At 71.1% G+C, this 26,437-nt stretch carries 19 protein-coding genes, 2 tRNA genes, 1 rRNA gene and 2 riboswitches; of the genes, 12 read left to right on the top strand and 10 right to left on the bottom strand.

Annotation, left to right across the window (positions count from 1 at the left end; genetic code table 11):
• From IEY17_RS22145 to IEY17_RS22135, 3 genes are all read right to left on the bottom strand, one after another.
• A complete protein-coding gene (locus IEY17_RS22145; protein ID WP_188990861.1) occupies nucleotides 1-189 on the bottom strand; it encodes an MbtH family protein in 189 nt (62 codons plus the stop codon).
• Nucleotides 190-287: 98 nt separating this feature from the next.
• A complete protein-coding gene (locus IEY17_RS22140) occupies nucleotides 288-7,292 on the bottom strand; it encodes an amino acid adenylation domain-containing protein (RefSeq protein WP_188990963.1) in 7,005 nt (2,334 codons plus the stop codon).
• A 96-nt stretch (nucleotides 7,293-7,388) separates the two neighbouring features.
• Complete coding sequence (locus tag IEY17_RS22135; RefSeq protein ID WP_229680452.1) at nucleotides 7,389-8,711, bottom strand: GNAT family N-acetyltransferase; 1,323 nt, start codon at nucleotides 8,709-8,711, stop codon at nucleotides 7,389-7,391.
• Nucleotides 8,712-8,957: 246 nt separating this feature from the next.
• Between IEY17_RS22135 and IEY17_RS22130 the strand changes: the two genes are divergently transcribed.
• Both IEY17_RS22130 and IEY17_RS22125 read left to right on the top strand, forming a co-directional pair.
• The gene (locus tag IEY17_RS22130) at nucleotides 8,958-9,872 is read left to right on the top strand and encodes a hypothetical protein (protein WP_188990857.1); all 915 of its coding nucleotides are present in this window, start codon (nucleotides 8,958-8,960) and stop codon (nucleotides 9,870-9,872) included.
• A gap of 12 nt (nucleotides 9,873-9,884) precedes the next feature.
• The gene (locus IEY17_RS22125) at nucleotides 9,885-10,229 is read left to right on the top strand and encodes a hypothetical protein (RefSeq protein WP_188990855.1); all 345 of its coding nucleotides are present in this window, start codon (nucleotides 9,885-9,887) and stop codon (nucleotides 10,227-10,229) included.
• A gap of 73 nt (nucleotides 10,230-10,302) precedes the next feature.
• Here the strand turns inward: IEY17_RS22125 and IEY17_RS22120 are convergent, their stop codons facing one another.
• The 3 genes from IEY17_RS22120 to thiD all read right to left on the bottom strand — a co-directional run bounded on the left by IEY17_RS22120 (nucleotide 10,303) and on the right by thiD (nucleotide 12,242).
• Complete coding sequence (locus tag IEY17_RS22120) at nucleotides 10,303-10,446, bottom strand: hypothetical protein (RefSeq protein ID WP_188990853.1); 144 nt, start codon at nucleotides 10,444-10,446, stop codon at nucleotides 10,303-10,305.
• Between the two features lie 168 nt (nucleotides 10,447-10,614).
• Nucleotides 10,615-11,325 carry a thiaminase II gene (gene tenA / locus IEY17_RS22115; RefSeq protein ID WP_188990851.1) on the bottom strand — a complete coding sequence of 237 codons (711 nt, stop codon included), beginning with the start codon at nucleotides 11,323-11,325 and terminating at the stop codon, nucleotides 10,615-10,617.
• A gap of 119 nt (nucleotides 11,326-11,444) precedes the next feature.
• Nucleotides 11,445-12,242 carry a bifunctional hydroxymethylpyrimidine kinase/phosphomethylpyrimidine kinase gene (gene thiD / locus IEY17_RS22110; RefSeq protein ID WP_188990849.1) on the bottom strand — a complete coding sequence of 266 codons (798 nt, stop codon included), beginning with the start codon at nucleotides 12,240-12,242 and terminating at the stop codon, nucleotides 11,445-11,447.
• Nucleotides 12,230-12,326, bottom strand: a riboswitch (TPP riboswitch). (Overlaps the previous gene by 13 nt.)
• Before the next feature lie 277 nt (nucleotides 12,327-12,603).
• On the opposite strand from thiD, the gene IEY17_RS22105 reads away from it, so the two are divergent.
• The 5 genes from IEY17_RS22105 to IEY17_RS22085 all read left to right on the top strand — a co-directional run bounded on the left by IEY17_RS22105 (nucleotide 12,604) and on the right by IEY17_RS22085 (nucleotide 16,350).
• Nucleotides 12,604-13,341, top strand: coding sequence for a hypothetical protein (locus IEY17_RS22105; protein WP_188990847.1), 738 nt, complete (start codon nucleotides 12,604-12,606; stop codon nucleotides 13,339-13,341).
• Nucleotides 13,342-13,536: 195 nt separating this feature from the next.
• Nucleotides 13,537-13,734 (top strand): hypothetical protein, encoded by a 198-nt coding sequence (locus IEY17_RS22100; RefSeq protein ID WP_188990845.1) that lies wholly within the window; start codon nucleotides 13,537-13,539, stop codon nucleotides 13,732-13,734.
• 106 nt (nucleotides 13,735-13,840) lie between these two features.
• Nucleotides 13,841-15,454, top strand: a complete 1,614-nt coding sequence (locus IEY17_RS22095; RefSeq protein ID WP_308424017.1) for an AMP-binding protein — start codon at nucleotides 13,841-13,843, stop codon at nucleotides 15,452-15,454.
• A 49-nt stretch (nucleotides 15,455-15,503) separates the two neighbouring features.
• Nucleotides 15,504-16,163 (top strand): oligoribonuclease, encoded by a 660-nt coding sequence (orn, locus tag IEY17_RS22090; RefSeq protein ID WP_188990843.1) that lies wholly within the window; start codon nucleotides 15,504-15,506, stop codon nucleotides 16,161-16,163.
• 111 nt (nucleotides 16,164-16,274) lie between these two features.
• Nucleotides 16,275-16,350: transfer RNA gene (locus IEY17_RS22085), tRNA-His, on the top strand.
• Between the two features lie 115 nt (nucleotides 16,351-16,465).
• Here IEY17_RS22085 and IEY17_RS22080 read toward each other — a convergent pair.
• Entirely contained in the window at nucleotides 16,466-17,668 is a 1,203-nt protein-coding gene (locus tag IEY17_RS22080; RefSeq protein ID WP_188990841.1) for a L,D-transpeptidase, read from the bottom strand.
• A 295-nt stretch (nucleotides 17,669-17,963) separates the two neighbouring features.
• Here IEY17_RS22080 and IEY17_RS22075 point away from each other — a divergent pair.
• Nucleotides 17,964-18,036 (top strand) — tRNA-Lys (locus IEY17_RS22075).
• Between the two features lie 216 nt (nucleotides 18,037-18,252).
• Here IEY17_RS22075 and IEY17_RS22070 read toward each other — a convergent pair.
• On the bottom strand, nucleotides 18,253-18,612 hold the full coding sequence (locus IEY17_RS22070) for a cupin domain-containing protein (protein WP_188990839.1): 360 nt from the start codon (nucleotides 18,610-18,612) through the stop codon (nucleotides 18,253-18,255).
• 163 nt (nucleotides 18,613-18,775) lie between these two features.
• On the opposite strand from IEY17_RS22070, the gene IEY17_RS22065 reads away from it, so the two are divergent.
• From IEY17_RS22065 to IEY17_RS22050, 4 genes are all read left to right on the top strand, one after another.
• Complete coding sequence (locus IEY17_RS22065) at nucleotides 18,776-19,333, top strand: DUF5134 domain-containing protein (RefSeq protein WP_188990837.1); 558 nt, start codon at nucleotides 18,776-18,778, stop codon at nucleotides 19,331-19,333.
• 225 nt (nucleotides 19,334-19,558) lie between these two features.
• A complete protein-coding gene (locus IEY17_RS22060; protein WP_188990835.1) occupies nucleotides 19,559-20,497 on the top strand; it encodes an ABC transporter substrate-binding protein in 939 nt (312 codons plus the stop codon).
• Between the two features lie 123 nt (nucleotides 20,498-20,620).
• A riboswitch (cobalamin riboswitch) is annotated at nucleotides 20,621-20,851 on the top strand.
• 119 nt (nucleotides 20,852-20,970) lie between these two features.
• Nucleotides 20,971-23,316 (top strand): ribonucleoside-diphosphate reductase subunit alpha, encoded by a 2,346-nt coding sequence (locus IEY17_RS22055; RefSeq protein WP_188990833.1) that lies wholly within the window; start codon nucleotides 20,971-20,973, stop codon nucleotides 23,314-23,316.
• A gap of 31 nt (nucleotides 23,317-23,347) precedes the next feature.
• Nucleotides 23,348-24,415, top strand: a complete 1,068-nt coding sequence (locus IEY17_RS22050) for a ribonucleotide-diphosphate reductase subunit beta (protein ID WP_188990831.1) — start codon at nucleotides 23,348-23,350, stop codon at nucleotides 24,413-24,415.
• Between the two features lie 60 nt (nucleotides 24,416-24,475).
• On the opposite strand, the gene ilvD is transcribed toward IEY17_RS22050, so the two are convergent.
• Together ilvD and rrf are read right to left on the bottom strand one after the other, a co-directional pair.
• Nucleotides 24,476-26,182 carry a dihydroxy-acid dehydratase gene (gene ilvD, locus IEY17_RS22045; RefSeq protein ID WP_229680450.1) on the bottom strand — a complete coding sequence of 569 codons (1,707 nt, stop codon included), beginning with the start codon at nucleotides 26,180-26,182 and terminating at the stop codon, nucleotides 24,476-24,478.
• A 129-nt stretch (nucleotides 26,183-26,311) separates the two neighbouring features.
• Nucleotides 26,312-26,428, bottom strand: a 5S ribosomal RNA gene (gene rrf, locus IEY17_RS22040).
• Between the last annotated feature and the right edge of the window lie 9 nt (nucleotides 26,429-26,437).

Raw genomic sequence — 26,437 nt, 5'->3', positions numbered from 1 at the left:
TCAGCGCGCGGGCCGCATGTCGGTCCAGTTCGACTCGATGTGGTCCACACAGGACTGCCGATCCGTCGGCCCGTGCGCGACGGTCCACCCGGCGGGCACCGGGATCACCGCGGGCCACAGCGAGTACTGGTCCTGCTCGTTGATCAGCGCGTAGTACTCGCCGTCAGGATCCTCGAACGGGTTGGTCATGGTCCTCCTTCATCTCGACGCGCAACCCTGGCGCAACCCCTCTCCGTGGCGGACGCGATTCCTCGAGGACCGTGACGTCCCCGGGGGAACGACTCCAATCACGTCGCCGCGCGCAGCTCGCGGTCGACGATCGCGGCGATCTCGGCGAGCGGGCCGCGCTGCGTCATGTCCTTGTGCTCACAGGCGATGTCGTGGTTGCGCACCGTCCCGTCGACGTAGGGCTGCCACATCCGGGCGGACAGCGAGTCCTTCGCCGGGTTGACCGTGGCGGTGAAGAACAGCACGTCGCCGCGGAACTTGTCGTGGTCGGCCTGGTTCTCCAGCACGGCACAGTTGACGAAGTTGTCGATGATCGCGGTGACGGTGTGCTCCTCCAGGTTCGCCAGGGCGCTGCCCTCCGCGGACAGCACCGCCATCACGTCCGCTCTGGTCAGCGGCCCGTCGCCCAGCTCGGCGAGGTCGTGGCCGGCCATGTACAGCAGCGCTGCGAGGGCCTCCTGCTCGGTCGGCAGCTCGTCCCACACGTCCTTCGGGTAGGAGTCGAGCATGCACAACAAGCGCACCTCCTCGCCCTGCGCCTGCAGCTGGGTGCTCATCTCGTGCGCGACGACACCGCCGAAGGACCACCCGAGGAAGTGGTACGGGCCGTGCGGCTGCACCCGCCGGATGTGCTCCAGGTACTCGGCGGCCATCTCGTGCAGGCTCGCGGCCACCGGCGCCGGTTCGGCCAGCCCGCGCGACTGGACACCGTAGATCGGGCGTTCGGCGTCGATGTGCCTGAGCAGCCCGGCGAACGGCCAGGCGAGCCCCGCCGCGGGGTGCACGCAGAACAGCGGCTCCCTGCTGCCTTCCGTACGCAGCGGCAGGAGGATGTCCAGCGCGTCCCGGCTGCCGCCGCAGCTGGTCAGCCGCTCGGCGAGCCCGGCCGGGGTGGGTGCGGCGAACAGGCTGCCGACGTTGACCCGCAGCCCGAGCGCGTCGTGGATGCGGCCGATGAGCCTGGCCGCCAGCAGGGAGTGCCCGCCCAGGTCGAAGAAGCTGTCGTGCACGCCGACCCGCGGCAGGCCGAGGACCTCGGCGAACAGGCCACACAGGATCTCCTCGGTGGGGTTGCGCGGCATCGCGCCGCCGACCGCTTCGCTGAGGTCCGGTGCGGGCAGCGCGTGCCGGTCGAGCTTGCCGTTGGGCATCAGCGGCAGGGCGTCGACGAACACCACGGCCGCGGGCACCATGTGGTCCGGCAGCGACTCCGCCATGTGCCGCCGCAGCCCGGCGGCGTCGCCATCACCCACGACGTAGGCGACCAGGCGCCGGTCGCCGGGGGTGTCCTCGCGCACCACGGCCGCGACCTGCGCGACGTCGGGGTGCCGGGCCAGCACCGCCTCCACCTCGCCGAGCTCGATGCGGAAACCCCGCACCTTGACCTGCTCGTCGGCGCGTCCGGCGAAGTCCAGCACGCCGTCGCGGCGCCAGCGCACCAGGTCTCCGGTGCGGTACATGCGGGAGCCGGGCGGGCCGAACGGGTCGGCCACGAACCGCTCGGCGGTCAGGCCCGGCCGGTTCAGGTAGCCGTGCGCCAGGCCAAGGCCCGACACGTACAGCTCGCCCACCACGCCGGGCGGGACCGGCTGTAACGCCTGGTCCAGCACGTACAGCCGCGCACCCGGGTCGGGCACGCCGATCGGGACCGAGCTGCCGACGGCGTCCGGGTCGCAGTCCCACAGCGTGGTGTTGACCGTGGCCTCGGTCGGGCCGTAGCAGTTGAGCATCCGCCGCCCGCGGGCGAAACGCAGCACCAGGTCCGCGGGCACCTTCTCCGCGCCGCACAGCAGCGTCGCGTCGGGCGGCAGTTCGGTGCCGGGCGGGAACATGCCCAGCATCGACGGCCCGATCGCCAGGTGCGTCACGCGGTGCCGGCGGGCGTACTCGGCCAACGGCTCGCCCGGCACCCGCCGGTCGGCGGGCACCACGACCAGCGTGCCGCCGCTGAGCAGGCCCATGCAGATCTCCCAGAACGCCACGTCGAAGCTGGGCGAGGCGAACTGCAGCACGCGGCTGCCGGCGGTGATGCCGACCCGCCGGGCCTGGGTGGCCAGCAGCTTGCCGATGCCCCGGTGCGGCACCACGACGCCCTTGGGCGTGCCGGTCGACCCGGACGTGTAGATCACGTAGGCGGGGTCGTCCAGCCCCGGCAGCGGCAGCTCCGCGTCGCCGTCCGGGCTGTCGTGGCAGCTCACCAGGGTCGTGGGCAGGTCGATGCCGGGATCGTCGGTGACCACCAGCCGCGGTGCCGCGTCGGTGACCATGTGCCGCAGCCGTTCCACCGGGTACTGGGGGTCCAGCGCGAGGTAGGCGGCCCCCGCGGTCATCGCGGCCAGCAACCCGACGATCAGGTCCGCAGAGCGCGGCAGCAGTACACCGACGACATCACCGGGGCGGACGCCGCGCTCGACGAGCAGCCGCGCCAGCGCGGTCACCCGCCGGTCGAGTTCGCGGTAGCTGAGCTCGACGTCCTCGAAGACCAGCGCGACCTTGTCCGGGTCCTCGGCGACCCGCGCGGCGAACAGCTCGGGGAACGTCCCGGCGGGCGCCACGTCCCCGGCGGCGTCGCCCCAGTCCAGCACCCGCCGCCGGGTCTGCTCGCCCAGTACGTCCAGCAGGGTGATCGGGGTGCCCGGGTCGGCCGCCGCCGCGGTGAGCAGCCGGACGTACCAGGCGGCGAGGTCCGCGGCGGTCGCGCGGGTGAACAGGTCGGTGCTGTACTGCAGCAGCCCGTCGACGCCGCCGTCGGGGCGCTCGTGCAGGCTCAACGCCAGGTCGAACTTGGCTGCCCCGGCATCCGCGGTGTCCACTGTGGTGGTCAGTCCGGGGAGATCGGCGGTGACCGCCTCGGCGGCGCCCCAGTACGCCAGCATCACCTGGAACAGCGGGTGCCGGGACAGCGACCGGGCCGGGTTGAGCACCTCGGCCAGCCGTTCGAAGGGCAGCTCGGCGTTGTCGAAGGCCGCCAGGTCCACCTGTCGCACCCGGTCGAGCAGCTCGGCGAAGCTCGGCTGCCCGGAGGTGTCGGTGCGCAGCACCAGGCTGTTGACGAAGAAGCCCACCAGGTCATCGAGGGCGGTGTCGCCGCGACCGGCGACGGGCGAGCCGATCGGGATGTCGGTGCCCGCGCCCAGCCGGGTCAGCAGTGCCGCCAGCCCGGCCTGCAGCACCATGAACACGCTGGCCCGATGTCGCCCGGCCAGCTCCCGCAGTCGCTGGTGCAGGACCGGGTCGAGGTCGAACCGCACGGCGTCGCCGCGGTGCGTGGACACCGCCGGGCGCGGGAAGTCGGTGGGGAGTTCCAGCTGGTCGGGCAGGTCGGCCAGGGCCCGCCGCCAGAAGTCCAGTTGCCGCGCCGCCAACCCGGCCGCGTCGGACTCGTCGCCGAGCAGGTCGTGCTGCCACAGCGCGTAGTCGACGTACTGGACGGGCAGGTCGGCCCAGTCCGGTGCGGTCCCGGCGAGCCGGGCCGCGTAGGCCGTCGACAGGTCGCGCACCAGCGGCCGGATCGACCACTCATCCGCGGCGATGTGGTGCAGCAGCACCAGCAGCACGTGCTCGTCGCCGGCCTCGAACAGGACGGTGCGCAGGGGGAGTTCCCGTGCCAGGTCGAACCCGCGCGCGGCCTCCTGGGCCACCGCGGCATCCACATCGGACACCTGGTGCACGGCGAGTTCCGGTGCGGTGTCGAGGACTTCCTGCCGCGGTTCGCCGAGTTCGTCGGGGAAGACGGTGCGCAGGCTCTCGTGCCGCCGCACCACGTCCCCGATCGCCGCGCGCAGCGCCGCCACGTCCAGCTCGCCGGTCATCCGCAGCACCAGCGGCAGGTTGTAGGTCGCGCTGGGCCCCTCCAGCCGGTTGAGGAACCACAGCCGCTGCTGCCCGAACGAGAGCGGGACTCGTTCCGGCCGGGGCACCGGGCGCAGTTCCGGTCGCCGCGCCCGCCCGCCCAGCTGCTCGGCGAGCCCCTCGACGGTCGGGTGGTCGAACAGGGCCCGGATGGTCAGCTCCGCCCCCAGTTCGATGCGCACCCGGGACAGCAGCCGGGCGCCCAGCAGCGAGTGCCCGCCGAGGTCGAAGAACCCGTCGTCGACGCCGACGTCCGGCACGCCCAGAACCTCGGCGAACAACCGGCACAGCACCTCCTCGACCCGGTTGCGGGGCGGGCGGCCACCGCCGGTGAACGTCGGCGTGGGCAGCGCGTCGCGGTCCAGTTTCCCGTTGGCCGTCAACGGGATCTCGTCGACCGGCACGAAGGCCGACGGCACCATGTACGCCGGCAGCCGGTCGGTCAGGAAGGCGCGCAGCCGCTCGGCGTCGGCCGCGCCCGTGTGGTAGCCGACCAGGCGCTGGTCGCCGGGGGTGTCCTCGCGCACCACGACGGCGGCCTGCCGAACGTCCGGGTGCGCGACGAGGTGCGCCTCGATCTCGCCGAGTTCGATGCGGTGACCCCGCACCTTGACCTGCTGGTCGGCCCGGCCGACGAACTCGATGGTGCCGTCCGGCCGCCACCGCCCCAGGTCCCCGGAGCGGTACATCCGCGTGCCGGGTTCGCCGTGCGGGTCGGCCACGAACCGCTGCGCGGTGAGGCCGCGGCGGCCGAGGTACCCGCGCGCCAGCCCCTCCCCGGCCACGTACAGCTCCCCCACCACGCCCGGCGGCACCGGTTGCAGCATCGGGTCCAGCAGGTAGACGCGCAGGTCGGGGATGGCGCGGCCGATGACGCTGCCGTCCCGGCGAGCGGCCACGTCCGCGTCGAGCTCCGCACAGGACACGTGCACCGTGGTCTCGGTGATCCCGTACATGTTGACCAACTTCGGTGTCCGCGGGTGCCGCGCGTACCAGTCGTCCAATCTGGACGGTTCCAGCGCCTCGCCGCCGAAGATCACGTAGCGCAGCGCCAGCTCGGTGTCCGGTTCCTCCCGGTCGGCCTGGATGAGCTGGTAGAACGCCGACGGGGTCTGGTTGAGCACGGTGACCCGCTCGCGCGCCAGCAGCCGCAGGAACTCCCGCGGGGACCGGCTGACCTCGTGCGGGACCACGACCAGCCGGCCGCCGTGCAGCAGCGCGCCCCACAGCTCCCACACCGAGAAGTCGAAGGCGTAGGAGTGGAACAGGGTCCAGACGTCGTCGGCGCGAAAGCCGAACCACGGGTCGGTGGCGGTGAACAGGCGCACCACGTTGCGGTGCGCGATGGTCACGCCCTTGGGTTGCCCGGTGGAGCCGGACGTGTAGATGACGTAGGCGGCGTGCTCGGGGCTGAGCGGCCCGCGCTCGCCCGGCCGCGGGTCGCGCGGCGAGTGCCGGGCGATGGCGGCCACGTCGGCAGGGTCGTCCAGCAGGACGCGGGTGATGCCGTCGGGCAGGCCACCGGCGTGCGCGGTGTCGCTGATCAGCACGGTCGGCCGGGCGTCGCCGACCACGTAGGCGATCCGCTCGGCCGGGTGACCGGGGTCCAGCGGCAGGTACGCGGCTCCGGCCTTGAGCACGGCCAGCAGCGCCACGACGAGCTCGACGCCGCGCGGCAGCGCCAGCGCCACCAGCTGCTCCGGCCCGACGCCGTGGTCGATCAGGTGGTGCGCCAACCGGTTGGCGGCGACGTCCAGCTGCTCGTAGGTCAGGTGCTGCTCGCCGAAGGTGACCGCGACGGCATCCGGGGTGCGCGCGGCCTGCTCCTCGAACAGCTGCGGCAGGGTGGTGTCCGGTGGCGGCTGCACACCGGGAATCGGCGCGTTCCACTCATGCAGGACACGGTGGCGCTCCTCCGGCGACAGCAGGTCGATGACGCCCACCGGGGTCTGCCCGCCGCAGGCGCCGAAGGCGCGCAGGAACCGCTGGAAACGCTCGCGGTGCCCGGTCAGCTCCGACTCGGAGTAGCGGTCCGGGTTGGCGTCGAACTCCAGGCGCGGTTCGTCTCCGGTGTAGACGGCGAGGGTGAGGTCGTCGACCGGCCCGGCGGCCAGGTTGTGCACGCTCGCCGGGCTTTCGCCGAAGCGCAGGTCGTAGTCGAAGGACTTGATGTTGACCATGGGCCCGAACAGCGGCCGGTCCGAACCGAGCAGCCGCAGGTCGCGGCGCAGGTCCTCGCTGCGGTAGTGCTGGTGCCGGCGCAGCTCGCGAACGGTTCGCGCCACCTGTGCGACCAGCTCCGCGCGGGGGGTGGTGGGCGTGATCCGCAGCCGCAGTGGCAGCACGTTGACGACCATGCCGGGCACCCGCAGCGCGGCGGACCCGAGGCGACCCATCACCGGCAGCCCGAGCACCACGTCGGTGGCGCCGGTCATCCGGTGCAGGTAGGCGGCGAACGCGGCGATCAGTGCGTCCGTCCAGATGGTGCGGCCCTCCGCGCCCGCGGCGGCGAGCGCCTCCGCGGTGGCGCGGTCCAGTTCTCCGGTCTGCCGCCGGAAGATGTGCGCCGACGGCTGCCGCCCCGCGGCCAGCGAGACGACGTCCGGCCGGTCGGCGAACCGCTTGCGCCAGAACTCCGCGTCACGGGCGAACTTCTCGGACGCACGGTACCGGCGTTCCTCGGCCAGCAGCGACGCCAGCGGTTCGAACGGTGACGGCCCGGCGCCCGGGTCGGTGTAGATCTCGGCGACGCGCCTGATGAGGATGGCGAAGCCGTAGCCGTCGATGGCGATGTGGTGAATCCGCTGGTACCACCACCAGCGTTGGTCGTCGAGCTTGAACAGCGCGGCATGCCACAGCGGGCCGCGTACCGGGTCGACCGGTTGGCGCAGGTCGGCGTGCATCCAGTCGAGGGCCCGCGCGGCCGGGTCGGGCGCGGCCGTGCAGTCCACCACCGGCAGGTCGAACTGCGGTGGCGGGCCGACGACCTGGCGCGGTTCGCCGTCGTCGACGATCCGCACCCGCAGTGCCTCGGCCTCGTCGACCACCCGGCGCAGCGCGGCGGCGAACCGGTCGGGGTCGACCGGCCCGCGGATCTCGACGTACTCGGCGGTGTTGAAGATCGGGTTCGTCCGGTCCAGCTGCTGCGCGAACCAGATCCCGGACTGCGCGGCGGTCAGCCCCTCGACCGCGGTCTGCTCAGGCCCCGGCATCGCTCTCCCCACGATCGACAAGATAAGTAAGGCTTACCTTACTGGCCGGAAGATCGGAAGGACAGCGGCGCGATGCCGCCGCGGACGTGGGGCTGCTCACCGGCGGTCGAACACCATCAGCGCCGAGTTCTTGCCCGGCAGGCCGACCTCGCGGTCCCGCCGGAACCCCGCCTTCGCGAACGCGCCCACCGATGCTCCATTGTGGACGTTTGGCTCGGCGACCACCCGGCGGCACTGCGGGTCCGCGGCCAGCAGGCCCTGCGCCACGGCCCGCAGCAGCGCCGTCCCGACCCCGCGCCCGATCGCGTCCGCCTCCCCGATGGCGATGTGCACGCCCAGGTCGTGCGCGTCGTACGGGTAGCACCTCGCCAGCTTGTCGCGCCGCACGCGGTACAGCTCGAGGTAGGCGACGTCCCGCCCGTCGAGCCCGACGACGCACGGCAGCGAGTGCCGTCCCGCCAGCTGCCCGGCCAGTTCGTCCCGCCACCGCGCCAGCGGCCACGCCTGGTTCCAGTTGACCGCGACGTGCTCGGTGCTCATCCAGCGGTGCACCAGCTCGACATCGCCGCCCGCGAGGCGGACCGGTCGCAGCGACCAGCCTTCCGTCAGCTCCGGCAGCGGGACCCCGGGCACGTCCGGGGCATCGGGGGCCAACGGGTTCGCCACCTCGAACGGCACGGCCCGCACCGCCACCGAACCCGACTCCGACCGGTACCGCAGTTCGGAACCGTTGACCGCGGCCAGGTCGGTCACCGTCGGGCTGCCCAACCAGTGCTGGACCAACCGCTGCACGGCTGGGTGCGTCTCGGCGATCCCGCGCAACCGGGCCGCCAGCTCGTCCAGCAGCTGGGATTCGTGCACGACACCGCACCGCCCCAGCACACCGATGACCGCCAACACCCCACGGGTCAGCAGCGTCGCGGTCGCCGCGGCGAGGTCGCCGGAATCCCAGCCCAGCACGGCGGGCAGCAACCGGCTCTCCACGTGCGCGGTCAGCCAACGCTGTGCCTCGGCCGCATCGGAGATCGAGCGCGCCACCGCGACGAGGTCGTCCGGCCAGCCGAGCGGATCCACCCCGCCGCGCGGCAGCGCGTCCAGCACCCAGTCCACCAGCGTGCCCGACTCCGGCGCGTTGATCGGCGCGTCCGGCAGCGCGCGCGCCCGCGCCTCCGCCGAGCAGGCGGCGGCGAGCAGCCCCGCATCGGCGACCGCGACGGGTTCGCCCCCGCCGTCGAGCACGTGGATCGGCCCGAACCCGTGGGCGCCGGTCGGCGAGACGTAGACGACCTCGGTGCCCACCCGCAGCGGGCCGATGGTCAACCGCAACGATCCCTCGGCGACCGGCGTGTGCGTCTCGGCCACCCACCGCCGCAACAACGCCGACGCCCGCTGGTGCGCCTGCCCGACCAGATCCGTCACACCGCGCCCCTCCCGATTGACCATCGTAAGCGCAGCCTAACCTAACCAGCCGCATGGCAGGTGTGCCCCGCGCCACCACCACACCGTGCACAGTGGACTCGTTTGGGCGAGCATCGCGGCGGCCGAGCGCCCGACGATCACTACCTGATCAGGTGGTAGCCGTTGCCTTCCGCCGGGCGCGCGCCCACCATCGCCCCTACTCTCCGAGCTATCGAATCGGCCCCACCGTCCGGAGAGGAGCTCACCGTGGAAGACGCCGACGCCGTCGTGCCGCTCCGTCCGGGATTCGACATCCAGCTCCGCGGCTTCAACCGCAGCCAGGTCATCGAGCACATCGAGCTGCTGGAGGACCAGCTCCGGCTGGTCACCATCGACCGCAACGAGGCCGTCCAGCTCAACTCCGACCTCCGTAAGCTCTGCGACGACACCCGCCGCGCCCTCGACGACGCCGAGCAGCGCCTCAGGCGCATCGAGTCCTCCGACACCGGCCTGCCCGCCGCCTCGCAGCGCGTGCAGAACATGCTCTCGATCGCCGAGGAGGAGGTGCAGACCCTGCGCGACCAGGCCCGGCGCCAGGCGGAGATCATCCGGGGTACCGCCGAGACCGAGGCCCGCGAACTGCTCGCCGAGGCCGAGAAGGCCACCGCGGAACTCCGCAAGGAGTGCAGCGACCTGGTCGCCGACGTCGAGGCGCGCCGCGCCCGGCTGCACCGCGAGCACGACCAGAAGCTCAGCGAACTGCGCTCCCGCGAGCAGCGCCTCCGGCAGCGCATCCGCAACGAGTACAAGCGGATCGTGGCCGTCGCGCAGGAGGAGGCCGACGCGCTGATCAACCAGGCCCGGCTGCAGTGCGAGCAGTGGGATGCCGAGACCGAGCAGATGCGCCTGCAAGCGCTGGAGGAGATCCGGGTCCAGCAACGGCGGCTCGCGGAGATGCGCGAGGCCGTCCTGGCCGCGATGGACCGGGCGCGGGAGCTGCTCGACGAGTCGCTCACCGGCCTGCGCAGCCAGCAACCCGCCCCGGAACTGGCCGAGCTCGCCGCGAACCGGCCCGACGACGTGCGGGTGCCCGAGCAACGCGACGACGCGCAGACCTTCACCATCCCGATCGAGCCACAGTCCACCAACGGCACCACCGCGCACCAAGCCCGGCAGAACTGATCGGAGTTCACCGTGGACCTGCTCGTGCTGATGTTCGTGTCCGGTTTCGCGCTGGCCACCCTGATCTTCTGGCCGCTGCTGCACCGCGCGAACCAGCGGCTCGCCGAAAGCGGCGAGGCGCACCCGCCGCGCGGCAGGCGCACGGTGCGCACCCCCGCGGCACCACCCCGGCCGGCGGTCACGGAGCAGCCCGCCGACGCCGCGGCGGAGCCGGAGCCCGCGCCGCAGCAGCCGACCGCGGGACCCGTGGAGATCCCGGTGCTGGCGACCGACCTGTTCGAAAAGCACTTCGAGGCGAAGTTCAACCGGTCGCGGCAGCGGCTGGCCCGGCTGCGTGCCGAGATCAGCAAGGAATGACCGCCACCCGTCTCACGTGCGCCAGGTGACCTTGAGGGTGTCCCGCTGCCCGTGCCGCTCCCGGTGGCGGCCGCTACGGACGCCGGTCGACGCGTTCCTCGAGGACGCCTCGGCTGGCCTCCTCACGCTGTCTGCGCCGGTCGGCGATGTAGAACGGCGCAGCAGCGAGCACGGGCACCAGCATGCCCGCCAGCACGATCAGCAGCGAAGTGCCCACGGCCCTCGAAACTCCGTCCAGGGTGGGAATTCCTCGCCCGAACAGGCGATCGCTGATCACATCGCTGCACCACGGGCTTCGTTAGCACGCCCGGTTGTGCGTCCCGTCACGCGTCCAGAACCCGGGAAAACCCGTTGCCACTCAACACCTTTCGCGAGCGCGCGGGGTTCACCGCAGCCAGCGGGCGGTAGGCCACTCCTCCCGGACCCAGGCGCTGTTCCAGAACAGCCACTCGTACTCGGTGGCGCGGGTGAACGCCTCCAGCATCCGGGCCTCGGTCTGCGCGTCCACGCCCTTGGCGACCCGGTCGGTGAGGTCGCGGGCGGTCAGCACCGCCTGGGCGAACTCGTCGTCGGCGTAGGTCCGGATCCACGCCTGGTACGGATGCCCCTCGGCACCGTCGGTGGCCTCCAGGATCGTGCTGCCCACGTGCTGGTACACCCAGAAGCAGGGCAGGATCGCGGCCAGCAGCACCGGGTACGGCTCGGTCAGCGCGCACGCCCGCAGGTAGGAGGTGTAGGCCAGACAGGACGGCGAGGTGCCGATCCCGGCGATCTCCTCGTCCGTCAGACCAAACTCCGCGACGTAACCGGCGTGCAGCCGCCGCTCCTCCACCAGCGCGCCCTGCGACGCACCGGCCAGGAACGCGGCGTCCGCGGGGTCGTCGGCCCGGGTCGCCGCCGCGGCCAGCGCCTGCGCGAACCCGACCAGGTAGCGGGAGTCCTGCACGATGTAGAACGCGAACCGGTCCCGGTCCAGGGTGCCGTCGGCCAGCGCGGTGTTGAACGGATGCTCGACGATCGCCTGCTGCAGGTCGGCGGTGTGCGCCCACGCCTTGGCGCAGAAGCCGTCGGCCGGCGGGGCGGGGAGCTTGCTCATGGGAAACCTCTCGTCGGTCGGCGGCAAGGGACGCGGGTCGCTTCGCGTGGGGTGGATCGCCTCAGACGCAGCGGGATCGCCGACGTCAGCCGGTCCCACCCGCGGTCCGGTCGGTGGGTTCACCACCAGCGGTGGAAGTGGTGGACGGGGCCGTGACCGTGGCCGACGTCCAACCGCTCCGACGCCCGCAGCGCTTCGGTCAGGTACTCCTTCGCCTCGCGCACCGCCTCCAGCCAGCCCGGGCGTTGCGGGCGCAGTGCGGCGATCGCCGCCGAGAGCGTGCAGCCGGTGCCGTGGTCGTTGGTGGTGACCACCCGCTCGCTGGTCAGCAACTCCGACACCCCGTCCCCGTACAGCAGGTCCACACTGGACTCACCGTCGAGGTGGCCGCCCTTGAGCAGCACCTGCTTGGCGCCCAGCCGGGCCAGCCGCTCCGCCTGTGCGGGCATGTCGGCGGGGTCGGTGACCTCCTGCTCCCCCAGCAGGTCCGCGGCCTCGGGCAGGTTCGGCGTGATCAGGTCCACCCGCGGCAGCAGCTCGTCGCGCAGCACGCTGACCGCCTCCGGCGCGAGCAGCCGGTCGCCGCTCTTGGCGACCATCACCGGGTCCAGCACCACGTGCGGCGGGCGGTAGCGGTCGAGCACCTCGATCACCGCCCGGATCACCCCGGCGTTGGCCAGCATGCCGATCTTGACCGCATCCACCCGCACGTCGTCGAGCAACGTCACCAGCTGCGCGGTGACGAACTCCGGCGGCACCTCGTGCACCTCGGCCACCCCGGTGGTGGTCTGCGCGACCAGCGCGGTGATCACCGACATGCCGTAGGCGCCGTTCGCCGAGAATGCCTTGAGGTCGGCCTGCACACCCGCACCACCGCTGGGATCGGTGCCCGCGATGGTGAGTACGTTCGCAACCATGACGTCCCTCCGCTAGTACGACCTAGGTCAGGTTCAACGGGTGTGTTCTCAGCCCGAGCCCGCCGGGCACCCCGCGTCACTGCCACCAACCTAACAACCAGGTGGCCGTGACCACCACGCCCACACGGCGGTCCCTCGATCAAGCCCGTCCCGGCTTCCGCCCACCGCGCTCCCGCCGATGATCGACCCGGCATCGCGGCGGGCACCGCCGCGAACACGACCGTTCGGCGGATCCAGCGCCCCGGCGCGGCCGCCCAGGTTTGCGCCGATCGGCCCAACGCCGTGCCGAGATCGATTTCACACCGTGAAGCGTCCCACCGGCAGGCAAGGCGAACCTTGGTGGCCGACTAAGGTGGTGGCGATGGAGATGACGACCGATGCGCCGAGTTTCGCCCGTGCCCGTCGCCTGCGCCGACCGGAGGACCCCGCCCGGATCTGGGCGCCGCTGGCGGACCTGACCGAAGCGGCCGTTGCCGCGGCCGGGACCGGCACCGTGGCGATCACCCGCGGTTTCGACCGCAACAGCAGGCAGCGCGCCAAGGCCCTGCGCGACCTGCTGAACCAGCGGGGCGTGGCCGCGATCGAGGTGACCCCGGCCCCGGGCAGCGACCGGCTGCTGGCCGACACCGAGATCGCCGCTGTCGTCAACCTGGTTGGCGCCGGCTCCTGGCAGCCCTACCGGCTGGCCGCGGAACTGCGCGCCCCGGTGCTCACCCCCAAGCCCGGCGAGGACCGCGGCGCGGAGGTTCGGCGCGACGTGATCGCCCTGGCCGGTGACGAGGGCCAGCGCGACATCGCCCTGTCGCACGTCGCGGTGCGCTCCGAGAATCCCGCGACCAGCCGCCTGGTCCTTACCCACGACGGCGAGGAGCTGACTGTGCCCGGGGGCTGGCTGACCGTCGCGGTGCAGGACAGCCGGCTGCGGGTCGAGGTCGCCGGCACCGACTTCCCGGAGCGGACGCTGACCACCGACCGGCTGCGGGTGGCGGCGTTCGACGCTCCGCACCGGCTGGTGCGCGACGAACTGCCGATCGCCGACTTCGAGGGCGCGGTGACCTTCACCGCCGAACCGGGCGGGCTCGTCGTCCGCCCCGTCTGACAGCGGGCTGACGACAGGCCCGCCGGGGGCTAACTCGCGCACGGCCCGAAAGCAAGGCGCCAGAAGGGTGACTTCGTGGCGTCTTGTGCCCCTGATCCAGTGAACCGCCGTCACAGTTGCCGCCCCGCTGCGTCCCTCGGTCAACACCGCGCGTGGCATGCGAGCGCGCGACAGGCACCAGGGAGGCTGGGGATCGTGGAGCCCACCAAGCAGTGGCATGTGAGCTGCCGCGATGTCGCAGGCAGACGGCGAGATCTGTCGGTGTTCGTCAACCAGGGCAACGTCGTGGTGGTGGCCCCACCCGGGCAGACGGCCGTGCTGTCGCCGTTGGAGGTGGGCAGGCTGCGGGCTGCCCTGCGGGACGCGGTCATGAACGCTGCCGCATCCGAATGACCGGCGAGCGCGCGGTCGGACGGGCGCCGACCGGCGGATGCTTTTCGTCGCGAGTCCGCTGGCGCATCATCTACTCCCGGTAGCCTGGCGACCGAGAGGTGGATGCGTGGGCACTGTGATGCGACGAGCGGGCTTCGTGCACACCGCGTTCGTGCTGGTCAAGCAGGGCGTGATCCGGCCGCTGCGCCCGGACGTGCTGCTGCGCATCGCCCGCGCGTGGCGGCGCTGGGGCCTCAGCCCCGCCCTCGCCTTCGCCGCCGGCGCGGTGCGCCACGCCGACCGCGCAGCCGTGATCGACGAACGTGGCGCCCTCAGCTACGCCGAGATCGACCAGCGCACCACCCGGCTGGCCAACGCCCTGCGCGACCGCGTCCCGCGCGGCACCCGCATCGGCGTGCTCTGCCGCAACTACCATGGCCCGGTCGAGACCGTCATCGCCGCCGCCAAGCTCGGCATCGACGTCGTGCTGCTCAACACCGGGCTCAGCACCCAGCAGCTCGCCGACGTGCTCACCGAGCAGCGGGTCGGGTTGCTGGTCGTGGACGCCGAGTTCCGGGACCGGCTGCCCGCGCAGCCCGACGCGCTTGACGTGGTGCTGGCCTGGACCGACGGCCCCACCCGGCACGCCACGCTGGAGCACCTCATCGCGACCGGATCGGCCCGGCAACCACGCCGGCCACCCCGCCAGTCCCGGCTGGTGGTGCTCACCTCCGGCACCACCGGCGCCCCCAAGGGCGCCCAGCGGCCGGATCCGCCGGGCCTGGGCCCGGCCGCGGCCATCCTCTCCCGCGTTCCGCTGCGTGCCGGGGAGCGGATGCTGGTGTGCGCGCCGCTGTTCCACACCTGGGGCCTGGCCGCCTTCCAGCTGGGCTCGGTGCTCGGCGCGACGCTGGTGCTGCGCCGCAGGTTCGACCCCGAGCAGGCGCTGGCCGCCGTGCAGCGGCACCACTGCACCTCGATGTTCGCCGTCCCGGTGATGCTGCAACGCCTGCTCGAGCTGCCCGCGGAGATCCACGACCGCTACGACCACAGCACGCTGCGCATCGTGGCCAGCAGCGGCTCGGCGCTGCCCGCCGACCTGGCCACCCGGTTCCAGCGGGCGTTCGGCCCCGTGCTGCACAACCTCTACGGCTCCACCGAGGTCTCGTGGGTGAGCATCGCGACACCCCAGGACCTGCGGGCTGCGCCGGGCACCGTGGGCCGACCGCCGCCCGGCACCACCGTCCGCATCCTCGACGAGCACGGGCAGGAGGTGGGGCGCGGCCGCACCGGGCGGATCTTCGCGGGCAACGACATGCTGTTCAGCGGCTACACCAGCGGCGGCAGCCGGGAAACCCGCGACGGTCTGATGTCCACCGGCGACCTCGGTCGCTTCGACCACGCCGGGCGGCTGTTCGTGGTCGGCCGCGAGGACGACATGATCGTCTCCGGCGGCGAGAACGTCTACCCCAAGGAGACTGAGGACGCCATCGCCGGGCTGCCGGAGGTGTCGGATGCCGCGGTGATCGGCGTGGACGACGCCGAGTTCGGGCAGCGGCTCGCCGCGTTCGTCGTGCTGCGCCCCGGCCGGCAACTGGACGCCGAGCAGCTGCGCGAGCGCGTCCGCGACCGGGTGTCGAAGTACGCCGTGCCCCGCGACGTGGTGTTCCTCGACGAGTTGCCCCGCAACGCCACCGGCAAGGTCGTGCCGCGCGAACTGCTGGCCCGGCTGCGGACGTGACCGGCGACGGCTGCGCGATCACCCCGCGTGGCGCGTTAGGCTGCCTCGGGTGAACGACCGTCTGGTGTGGATCGACTGCGAGATGACGGGCCTCGACCTCGGCACTGACGCGCTGATCGAGATCGCCGCCCTGGTCACCGATGCCGACCTGAACATCCTCGGGAAAGGCGTGGACATCGTCATCCACGCCGACGACGAGGTGCTCGACGCGATGCCCGACGTGGTGCGCGAGATGCACGAGCGCTCCGGGCTCACCGAGGAGGTGCGCCGCTCCACGGTGACCCTCGAGGAGGCCGAGCAGCGGGTGCTCGACTACGTGCGCCAGTACGTGCCGGAAGGCCGCTCCGCCCCGCTCGCCGGGAACTCCATCGCCACCGACCGGGGCTTCATCGCCCGCGACATGCCGCGGCTGGACGCGCACCTGCACTACCGGATGGTCGACGTGTCGTCCATCAAGGAGCTGTGCCGGCGCTGGTACCCGCGGATCTACTACGCGCAGCCGGAGAAGGGCCTGGCGCACCGCGCGCTGGCCGACATCCGGGAGTCCATCCGGGAACTGGCCTACTACCGGGAGACCGCGTTCGTGCCGCAGCCGGGCCCGACCACCGAGCAGGCCCAGGCGGTGGCCGCGGCGCTGCTGACCGGGGAGGGCGTCGGCGGCACCGAGAAGGCGCGGCAGCAGGAGCAGAGCCCGGGAAACGCCCGCTGACCAGGCACCGAGTGGATAACCGGAGCCGGTGAAAAAGCCCGTGACAGCACACGCTACGATGTCAGCGTTGCTCCGGAAGCGGGCCTGAAACGGCCCCACCGAGCAGCCGTGGTGGGTGTAGCTCAGTTGGTAGAGCACTGGGTTGTGGTCCCAGGTGTCGCGGGTTCGAATCCCGTCACTCACCCCACGCGGAAGGCCCCGTTCCCCCGGAACGGGGCCTTCGTCATTCCGGTGTTCCCCATCGCGAAACAAGCCCGCCCCGCGCGACCAGGTGCGCGGGGCGGGCTTGTCGGTCTACCGGGTCAGCGGTTTCCCGTCAGCCACTGGTCCCAGGGGATCTGCCAGTCGCCGAACCCGTCCCAGGCCCGCAGATTGGGGCCGCCCGAGTTCGTGATCTCCACCACGTCGCCCTTCTTGACCAGGTCGAAGACCCACTTGGCGTCGGCCGTGCTCATGTTGATGCAGCCGTGGCTGACGTTGCGGCGCCCCTGGTCGCCCACCGACCACGGAGCGGCGTGCAGGAACTCGCCGCCGTTGGAGATCCGGACCGCCCACTCCACCTCGGTGCGGTAGCCCCCGGCCTCGATCGGCAGCCCGTAGGTGGAGGAGTCCATCACCTTCTTCGCGTGGTGCTCGGTGACCACGTGCACGCCGTTGTTGGACGGGAACGAGGGCCTGCCCAGCGACACCGGCAGCGTGCGCAGCAGCCGCCCGTTCTTCTCGATGGTCATCTGGTGCGTGGCACCGTCGGCCCTGAGGATCACCGCGTCACCGATGGTGATGGTGGCCTTGCGGTCCTCCTTGCCCCACACCCCGTTGCCCAGGTCCCGGCCGTACACGTCGATGTCGATGGAGATCTTGGTACCCGGCTTCCAGTACTCCTTGGGCCGCCAGTGCACCTCCCGGCTGTCGAACCAGTAGAACGCGCCCTCCACGGCCGGCTCGGTGCGGATCTTGATGGCCGCCTCGGCCCTGGCCTTGTCCGGCGCGGGCGCGTTCTTGCTGAAGTAGAACGCCAGCGGCTGGCCGACGCCCACGGTCTGCCCGTCCAGCGGGTTCATCGACACGTAGGTCTGCTTACCCGGCTTGACCGTGGTGAATGTGGCCCGCTGGTCGATCGCCGGACCGCTGGCGCCCTGCGCGGTCACGGTCAGCGTGTAGGTCCGGCCGTAGCCGAGCTTCGCCCCCGTGGTCCAGGTGGTGCCGTCCGGAGAGACGGTGCCGGGCACCTGCTCACCGTCGTCGTTGGTCAACACCGCGTTGACGATCCGGCCGTGGGTAGCCGTCGCCGTGATCGGCCCGACCGGCGAGACGTCCTGGGCTCCGTTGGCCGGGGTGAACTGGACTGTCGGCCCGGGAGGAACTTCGGCTGCGGCTGTCGACCCCGCCCCAGAAGCACCCCCACTGCAACCGGCAACCAGTACGGCCACCAAGCCGAAGATCAACAAACTCAACAGCCGCGACACCCTGACGGGAATCCCGGCCGGGTTACACAACTCCTTCATGGGCAACAGTCCGTTCGATGCGATGCGCCACTACGCCTGTGAACAGTGTGCAGCAATGCCCCGACAGTGAGTGAGGGGACCAACCTGTGCACACCCGGTGACCAACGTCAGTGGATCAACCACCCCGGAGACGCGGCGCCCCGCGCCGAGGTTGCGTCCCCACCCACACCAACCTCGCCCTCCTCCCGAAACCCACCCCCCCCGTTCAAGGCCCCCCGAAGGCGTGCTAATGTTCTCCATGTCGCCAGGGAGACCGGGACGGAAAACGAAACGGTCAGAACTGAACGACAGACCAGCGCCAATAGCTCAACTGGCAGAGCAGCTGACTCTTAATCAGCGGGTTCGGGGTTCGAGTCCCTGTTGGCGCACTCGAAAACGAAGTGCCCCGCTCTGTGCGGGGCACTTCGTTTTGTGTCCTTCTTCGTCATTTCTCTTCTTCGGCGGGTCGAAACCGTCACGGTGCGGTCGCTTCGGCTTCGGGACGTGTTGGGCTCGGGGGCTCCGGTGAATTGGTGAGGCCCGTCTCTTCCTCTGGGCGTGCCATGCATTTCGAATGCGGGCGGGGTGGCCCCCACCCTTGTTGTCTACTCCTCCGGTGCGGCGTAGGTGGCCGCTCCTGACCAGTCCAGGGCCACGAAGTCCTCGTCACCCACCACCCAGGCGTCGTGGCCCGGGGACACCACCGCCGCCTCGCCCGCGCCGATCTCCGCCTCCGCGCCGTCGTCCATCACGACGTGCAGGCGGCCCTGCAAGACATACATCGTGTGCGCCTGCTCACAGCTGTTCGTCCCGACGATCGGCTTCACGTCGTTCGACCACTTCCAGCCCGGCCGCATCGTGCCGCGGCCCACCGTCACCCCGGGCAGCTCCACCACGTCGACCTTGCCGTGGGAGAAGTCCCGGGTGTCGTCCGGTTGGTCCAGGCTCTTCTTCTCCAGCGCCATCTCAGCCTCCCCAGGTCGGCTCCGCACCCACCGTGCCGGGTCCCTGGCTCCCCGACCAGAGGCCCATTACCCGGTTGGCGGCCCGACAACGCCCTGCTGGGCCTGTAACCAGCCGGGGCGGCTCGCGAACAATCAGGCGCGCCCCTGAGCGCGGGAGGTGACCATGGGGTGGATCGACCAGGTGCTGACCGCCGCCGTCGTCGCCGTCACGACCGCGTGCCTGACCCGCCTGGTGCGCTGTCGGCGCGCCGGTCGGCAACCGGGTGGCTCCGATGTGGCCCACGTGCTGATGGGCGTCGGCATGGTGGCGATGTTCCTGCCGCCGGTGCTGCCCGCGGCCGCGTGGGCCGCGCTGTTCACCGCGTACGCGGTGTGGTCGGCCGCGCTCGCCTGGCGCCGCCGAACCGGGTGGTCCGCGCTGCACCACGTCATCGGCGCGCTGGCGATGGCCTACATGTTCGCCGCCGCCCGCCCCCACGAGCCGACCACGCACCTGGTGTCGCTGTCCGCCGGGCACGGCCACGGCAGCGCCGTCACGCTCGGCCCCGCCACCCCAGCCGGGTTCGCGTTCCCGCTGATCGCGTGGGTCCTGGCGGTCTACTGCGCGCTGAGCGCCGGGTTCGCCGGGACCGACCTGCTGCGCGCCCGCCCCGCGCTGACCGCGACGACCGAGCTCGTGCTGTCGCTGAGCATGGGGTACATGTTCCTGGCCATGCTGTGACAGGCTCAGGCCAGGCGTGCCCGGCTGCGCTCGTCCCGGTCCTGGTGCATGCCCATCCGGGCGGTGGCGTCGTAGATCAGCGCCTCCACCCGGGGCTCCTTACCACACCTTGATCGACATGTGTGGTTGATCTCGCCGTGAGAACGGTCTCAAACCTGGTCTCCTTACTCCTATCAGGTTAGGCTAGCCAAACTTTCGGAACCAACCGGACAGGTAGGGAGCACCATGTTCCGTCCCCGTCGACTGCTCGCGACGGTCACCGCTCTGCTCGCGCTGGGCGCCACCGCAGCGTGCGGGGCATCGACCGGCGAACAGCCCGCCGCGCCGCAGGCGGGCGAGCGCGTCATCACGCACGCCAAGGGCCAGACCAAGATCACCGGAACTCCGCAGCGGGTCGTCGTGCTCGACACCGGCGAACTCGACGCCGTGCTGGCGCTGGGCGTCAAGCCGGTCGGCACCGTGCTGCCCGACGCCAACCAGAACCTCCAGCCGTACCTGGCGGAGAAGGCGGGCAACATCGAGATCGTCGGCACCATCGGCTCGCCGAACCTGGAGAAGATCGCCGCCCTCAAGCCGGACCTCATCCTGTCCAGCAAGGTGCGCGACGACCAGAACTACGACGCGCTGAGCAAGATCGCCCCGACGGTGTTCGCCGAGACGGTCGGCAAGACCTGGAAGGAGAACTTCCTGCTGGACGCCGAGGCCCTGGGCAAGAAGGAGGAGGCGCAGCGGATTCTCGACGCCTACCACCAGCGAGCCGCCGAGATCGGCAGGCAGTTCGGCAACCCGGGCGCCACCAGGGTGAGCACGCTCCGGTTCCTGCCCGGCGAGCTCCGGATGTACGGCACCGGCTCCTACATCGGCACGATCCTCAAGGACGTCGGCTTCACCCGGCCGGACACCCAGCTCGTCGACAAGACGCACGTCAAGATCAGCCGTGAGCAGCTCTCTTTGGCCGACGGCGACCTGCTGTTCTACTCCGCCTACGGCGACAACACCAAGCAGCAGATGGCCGACGTGACCGGCTCGGTGCAGTGGACCACGCTCGGCGCCGTGCGCAACGGCAAGGCCATCGAGGTGCCCGACGACACCTGGTTCCTCGGCCTCGGCCCGATCGCGGCCAACCTGGTCCTCGACGACCTGCAGAAGTTCGCCGCGAAGTGATCAGGCGGCGCGGAGCCCGCGGGCCACTCGGCGCACGGGCTCCGCGCCGTCGTCCGAAGTAGACCACCGCTGCGGCGGCACGCCGTTATCTGCCCATCCGCAACGGCTCCGAACCCAACATGTAGTGTGTCGCTCGCTGGTGGTTCACCGGAGCGATCCGGTGAGGCAAGAGGGAACCCGGTGCGAATCCGGGACTGCCCCGCAGCGGTGAACGGGAACGACCGTCGTGACCCGGCTGCCCCGACAGGCAGCGGGTAGAGCACTGGGCACCACGCCTGGGAAGCCACGACCAGTAGGACCGGCGCGAAGCCAACGCCCGTGAGTCCGAAGACCTGCCACCGGTGCACGCCACGCGCGTGCTGTCCGGGACCTCGAGGGCGGGTCTGCGCGGACGACCGGCGGCACGCGTCCGCCGCCGTCACCTCGCGCGCTCTCGCGGTCTGTACCCGAAAGCTCTGCGAGGGAGAGAGCCAGTGACGGCGACGCTCAACGACCGGACCCGCCTGTCGGTCCACCAGGCATGCGCCGGGCTGCCCGGCGTGTCCGCCGCGGCCGTGCTCGAGGAGGTGCGACGCACCGGCTACGCGGGCATCAGCGACGACGAGCTGTCGTTGGCCCAGATCATGGCGGCGCGCACCCTGATCGAGACCGAACCGAACTACTCCCAGGTCACCGCCCGCCTGCTGCTGGAGCGGATGCGCCGCGAAGCGCTGGACTTTTTGGGCATGCCGCCGGAAGCCGACTATCCGCAGCACTTCCCCGTCTACGTCCGCCGCGGCGTCGAACTGGAGCGGCTCGACCCCGAGCTGGCCACCTTCGACCTCGACCGGCTCGCCCACGCGCTGGTGCCCGAACGCGACCGCGCCTTCGGCTTCCTCGGCCTGCAGACCCTCTACGACCGCTACTTCCTGCACCACGACGGCACCCGCTTCGAACTGCCGCAGGCGTTCTTCATGCGGGTGGCGATGGGCCTGGCGCTGCGCGAGGACGACCGCGAGGCCCGCGCCATCGAGTTCTACCACCTGCTGTCGTCGTTCGACTTCATGTGCTCGACGCCGACCCTGTTCAACGCCGGCACCACCCGCCCGCAGCTGTCCTCCTGCTTTCTGACCACTGTGGACGACGACCTGTCGGCGATCTTCCACGCCATCAGCAACAACGCGCTGCTGTCGAAGTACGCCGGCGGGCTGGGCAACGACTGGACCCCGGTGCGCGGCATCGGAGCGCACATCAAGGGCACCAACGGCAGGTCGCAGGGAGTCGTGCCGTTCCTGAAGATCGCCAACGACACCGCGGTCGCGGTCAACCAGGGCGGCCGACGCAAGGGCGCGGTCTGCGCCTACCTGGAGACCTGGCACATCGACGTCGAGGAGTTCCTCGACCTGCGCAAGAACACCGGCGACGAGCGCCGCCGCACCCACGACATGAACACCGCCAACTGGGTGCCCGACGAGTTCCTGCGCCGCGTCGAGGCCGACCAGCAGTGGACGCTGTTCTCCCCGGACGAGACGCCCGACCTGCACGACCTGTACGGCCCGGCGTTCGCCGAGCGCTACCGCGCCTACGAGCGGGCCGCCGACCGCGGCGAGATCAAGGTGTTCCGGCGGGTCCGCGCGGTCGACCTGTGGCGGCGGATGCTCACCATGCTGTTCGAGACCGGGCACCCGTGGATCACCTTCAAGGACCCGTGCAACCTGCGCTCCCCGCAGCAGCACGCGGGCGTCGTGCACTCGTCGAACCTGTGCACCGAGATCACCCTGAACACCAGCCCGGACGAGGTCGCGGTGTGCAACCTCGGGTCGATCAACCTCGCCCGGCACGTCACCCCCGACGGCATCGACGTCGACCGGCTGCAGCGCACGACCCGCACCGCGGTGCGGATGCTGGACAACGTCATCGACATCAACTTCTACACCATCCCCGAGGCCCGCCGGTCCAACCTGCGACACCGGCCGATCGGCCTGGGCCTGATGGGCTTCGCGGACGCCCTGTTCACGCAGCGCATCCCGGCGGCCTCGGCGGCGGCCGTGGAGTTCGCCGACCGCAGCATGGAGCTGATCAGCTACCACGCCATCGGCGCCTCCAGCGAACTGGCCGCCGAGCGTGGCCGCTACGAGTCCTACGAAGGATCGCTGTGGAGCCGCGGCATCCTGCCGATCGACTCGCTGCGGCTGCTCGCCGACGCACGCGACGGCGACGTCGACCTGGACTATTCGTCCACACTGGACTGGGACGCGCTGCGGGCCCGGGTCCGCCGCGACGGCATGCGCAACTCCAACGTGATGGCCATCGCACCCACCGCGACCATCGCCAACATCTGCGGCGTCAACCAGTCCGTCGAACCCGTCTACCGGAACCTCTACGTCAAGTCCAACATGTCCGGCGACTTCACCGTGATCAACCCGTACCTGGTCGCCGACCTCAAGGCGGCCGGGCTGTGGGACGCCGAGATGGTCGCCGAGCTGAAGTTTCACGACGGCAGCCTGCAGCCCATCGACCGCATCCCACAGCACCTCAAGGAGCTCTACGCCACCGCGTTCGAGATCGAACCGCGCTGGCTGGTGGAGGCCGCGGCCCGGCGGCAGAAGTGGATCGACCAGGCCCAGTCACTGAACCTCTACGTCAGCCGCCCCAGCGGCCGCACCCTCGACGAGCTGTACCGGCTGGCCTGGCGCAAGGGCCTGAAGACCACGTACTACCTGCGCTCCACCAGCGCCACGCACGTGGAGAAGAGCACCCTGCGGGGCACCGACGGCAAGCTCAACGCCGTGCCCGTCGCCTGCTCTGTCGAGGACCCCGACTGCGAAGCCTGCCAGTGACCGAACCCACCGCACCCTGGAGCACCACAGCATGACCGCAGCACAACCGTTCACCGGGCTCGGCGAGATCGACCGCACCGCCGGGCGCGTCGACGTCGGCGACAAGGCGATGATCAACGCCCGCGCCGACGTCAACCAGCTGCTCCCGCTCAAGTACGGCTGGGCGTGGGAGAAGTACCTGGCCGGCTGTAACAACCACTGGATGCCGACCGAGATCTCGATGCAGGCCGACATAGCGCTGTGGAAGTCGCCGGACGGCCTGACCGACGACGAGCGGCTGCTGCTCAAACGCAACCTCGGCTTCTTCGCCACCGCGGAATCCCTGGTGGCCAACAACATCGTGCTGGCCGTCTACCGCCACATCACCAACCCCGAATGCCGCCAGTACCTGCTGCGCCAGGCGTTCGAGGAGGCCGTGCACACCCACACCTTCCAGTACGTCTGCGAAAGCCTCGGACTCGACGAGGGCGAGCTGTTCAACATGTACCGGGAGGTCCCGTCGATCGCCGACAAGGACGCCTGGGCGCTGCAGTACACCCGCAGCCTGGAGGACCCCGACTTCGCCACCGGCACCCCCGAGGCCGACCAGGCTTTCCTGCGCGACCTGGTCGCGTTCTACGTGATCTTCGAGGGCATGTGGTTCTACACCGGGTTCGCGCAGGTCCTGGCGCTGGGGCGGCGGAACAAGATGGTCGGCATCGCCGAGCAGTACCAGTACATCCTGCGGGACGAGTCGATTCACCTGAACTTCGGCATCGACTGCATCAACCAGATCAAGCTGGAGAACCCGCACCTGTGGACCCCAGAGTTCCAGGCGGAGGTGCGGCGGATGCTGGCGGAGGCGTGCGAACTGGAGATCGCCTACGGGCGTGACACCATGCCGCGCGGCATCCTGGGCATCAACGCCGAGCTGTGCGCCCAGTACATGCACTTCATCACCAACCGACGCTGCGCCCAGCTGGGCCTGGACCCGGTGTTCGGGGAGACCGACAACCCGTTCCCGTGGATGTCGGAGGCAATGGACCTGAAAAAGGAGAAGAACTTCTTCGAAACCCGGGTCATCGAGTACCAGTCCGGAGCGTCCCTGGAGTGGGACTGACCACCGGATCTTCCGCGGCCGGGCCCGGCACTCCCACCCCCGCGGCCGGCCGCGGATCCCTCATGAGCAGACCGCGCCTTCGGCCGCGGAGCCGACGAGCCTCGCGTACTTGCCGAGGACCCCGTGCCGCAGGCGCGGTTCCGGCGGCACCCAGTCCGCCCGGCGGCGCTGGAGTTCCGCCTCGTCGACCAGCAGGTGCAGGGTCCGGTCGCGGAGGTCGAGGTGGATCGGGTCGCCGTCGCGCACCAGCGCGATCGGCCCGCCGTCCGCGGCCTCCGGTGCGACGTGCCCGATGCACAGACCCGTGGTGCCGCCCGAGAACCTGCCGTCGGTGACCAGCAGCACGTCCCTACCGAGCCCGGCGCCCTTGATCGCACCGGTCACCGCCAGCATCTCCCGCATGCCCGGACCACCGCGCGGCCCTTCGTAGCGGATCACCACCACGTCACCGGGCTGCACCGTCCCGTTCTCGACGGCGTCCATCGCGCCCTGCTCGCCGTCGAAAACCCGCGCAATGCCGTTGAAGCTCGTCGAGTCGAAGCCCGCGCTCTTCACCACGGCACCGTCGGGGGCCAGCGACCCGCGCAGGATCGTGATGCCGCCGGTGGGGTGGATCGGATTCGACAACCGGTGCAGGACCTCGCCGTCGAGTTCCGGCGGATCCAGCTCGGCGAGGTTCTCCGCCACCGTCCGGCCGGTCACCGTCACGCAGTCGCCGTGCAGCAGCCCCGCGTCGAGCAGCGCCTTCATCACCACCGGGACACCGCCGATCCGGTCCACCGCGGGCATCACGTACCGGCCGAACGGCTTGACGTCGGCCAGGTGCGGCACCCTGTCGCCGATCCGGCTGAAGTCGTCGAGGGTCAGCTCCACCCGGGCCTCGCGGGCGATGGCCAGCAGGTGCAGCACCGCGTTGGTCGAGCCGCCGAACGCCATGACCACGGCGATGGCGTTCTCGAACGCCTCCTTCGTCAGCACCTGCCGCGCGGTGAGGCCGCGCTCCAGCATCCCCACCACAGCTCGCCCGGCGTCGCGGGCGCCCGCGTCACGTCGCCGGTCCACCGACGGCGGACTGGCCGACCCCGGCACCGACATGCCCAGCGCTTCGGCCGCACAGGCCATGGTGTTCGCCGTGTACATCCCGCCGCACGCGCCCTCACCTGGGCAGATGGCGCGTTCGATGCGGTCGACCTCGGCGCGGCTGATCAGGCCGCGGGAGCAGGCCCCGACCGCCTCGAAGGCGTCGATGATGGTGACCTCACGGTCATCGACGTACCCGGGCAGGATCGAGCCGGCGTAGACGAAGACGGCGGCCAGATCCAGCCGCGCCGCGGCCATCAGCATGCCCGGCAGGCTCTTGTCGCAGCCCGCGAGCAGCACCGTCCCGTCGAGCCGCTCCGCCTCCACCACCGTCTCGACCGAGTCGGCGATGATCTCTCGCGACACCAGGGAGTAGTGCATGCCGACGTGCCCCATCGAGATGCCGTCGGACACGGAGATCGTGCCGAACTCCAGCGGGAAGCCGCCGGCCGCGTGCACCCCTTCCTTCGCGGCCTGGGCGAGTCGGTGCAACGACAGGTTGCACGGGGTGATCTCGTTCCAGGAGGACGCGATCCCGATCTGGGGCTTCGCGAAGTCCGCGTCCTGCATGCCGACGGCGCGCAACATCCCGCGCGCTGCGGCCCGTTCCAGTCCTTCGGTGACCTCGTGGCTGCGCGGCTTCAGCCCCGCCGCCCGCCGAGCGTCGGTGAGCTTGGCATCGTCCACACCACGACTGTAATGCGCGACACACCGCAGGTGCGCGCTCACAGCTGCGCGGCCCATACCAGCAAAAAGAGAGGGGGTCTCTTTTTCCCTGTCCCGGGAAAAAGAGACCCCCTCCCTATCATCGTTACGTGTCGGCGGTGTCCTACTCTCCCACACCCCACCGAGTGCAGTACCATCAGCGCTGGGGAACTTAGCTACCGGGTTCGGAATGGGACCGGGCGTACCCTCCCCGCCATCGCCACCGACAACCCACAC

It is taken from the genome of Saccharopolyspora thermophila, from assembly GCF_014646075.1.
Lineage (GTDB): Bacteria > Actinomycetota > Actinomycetes > Mycobacteriales > Pseudonocardiaceae > Saccharopolyspora > Saccharopolyspora thermophila.
The sequence above is the reverse complement of the archived record's forward strand: the minus strand, read 5'-3'. Positions and strand labels throughout refer to the sequence as shown.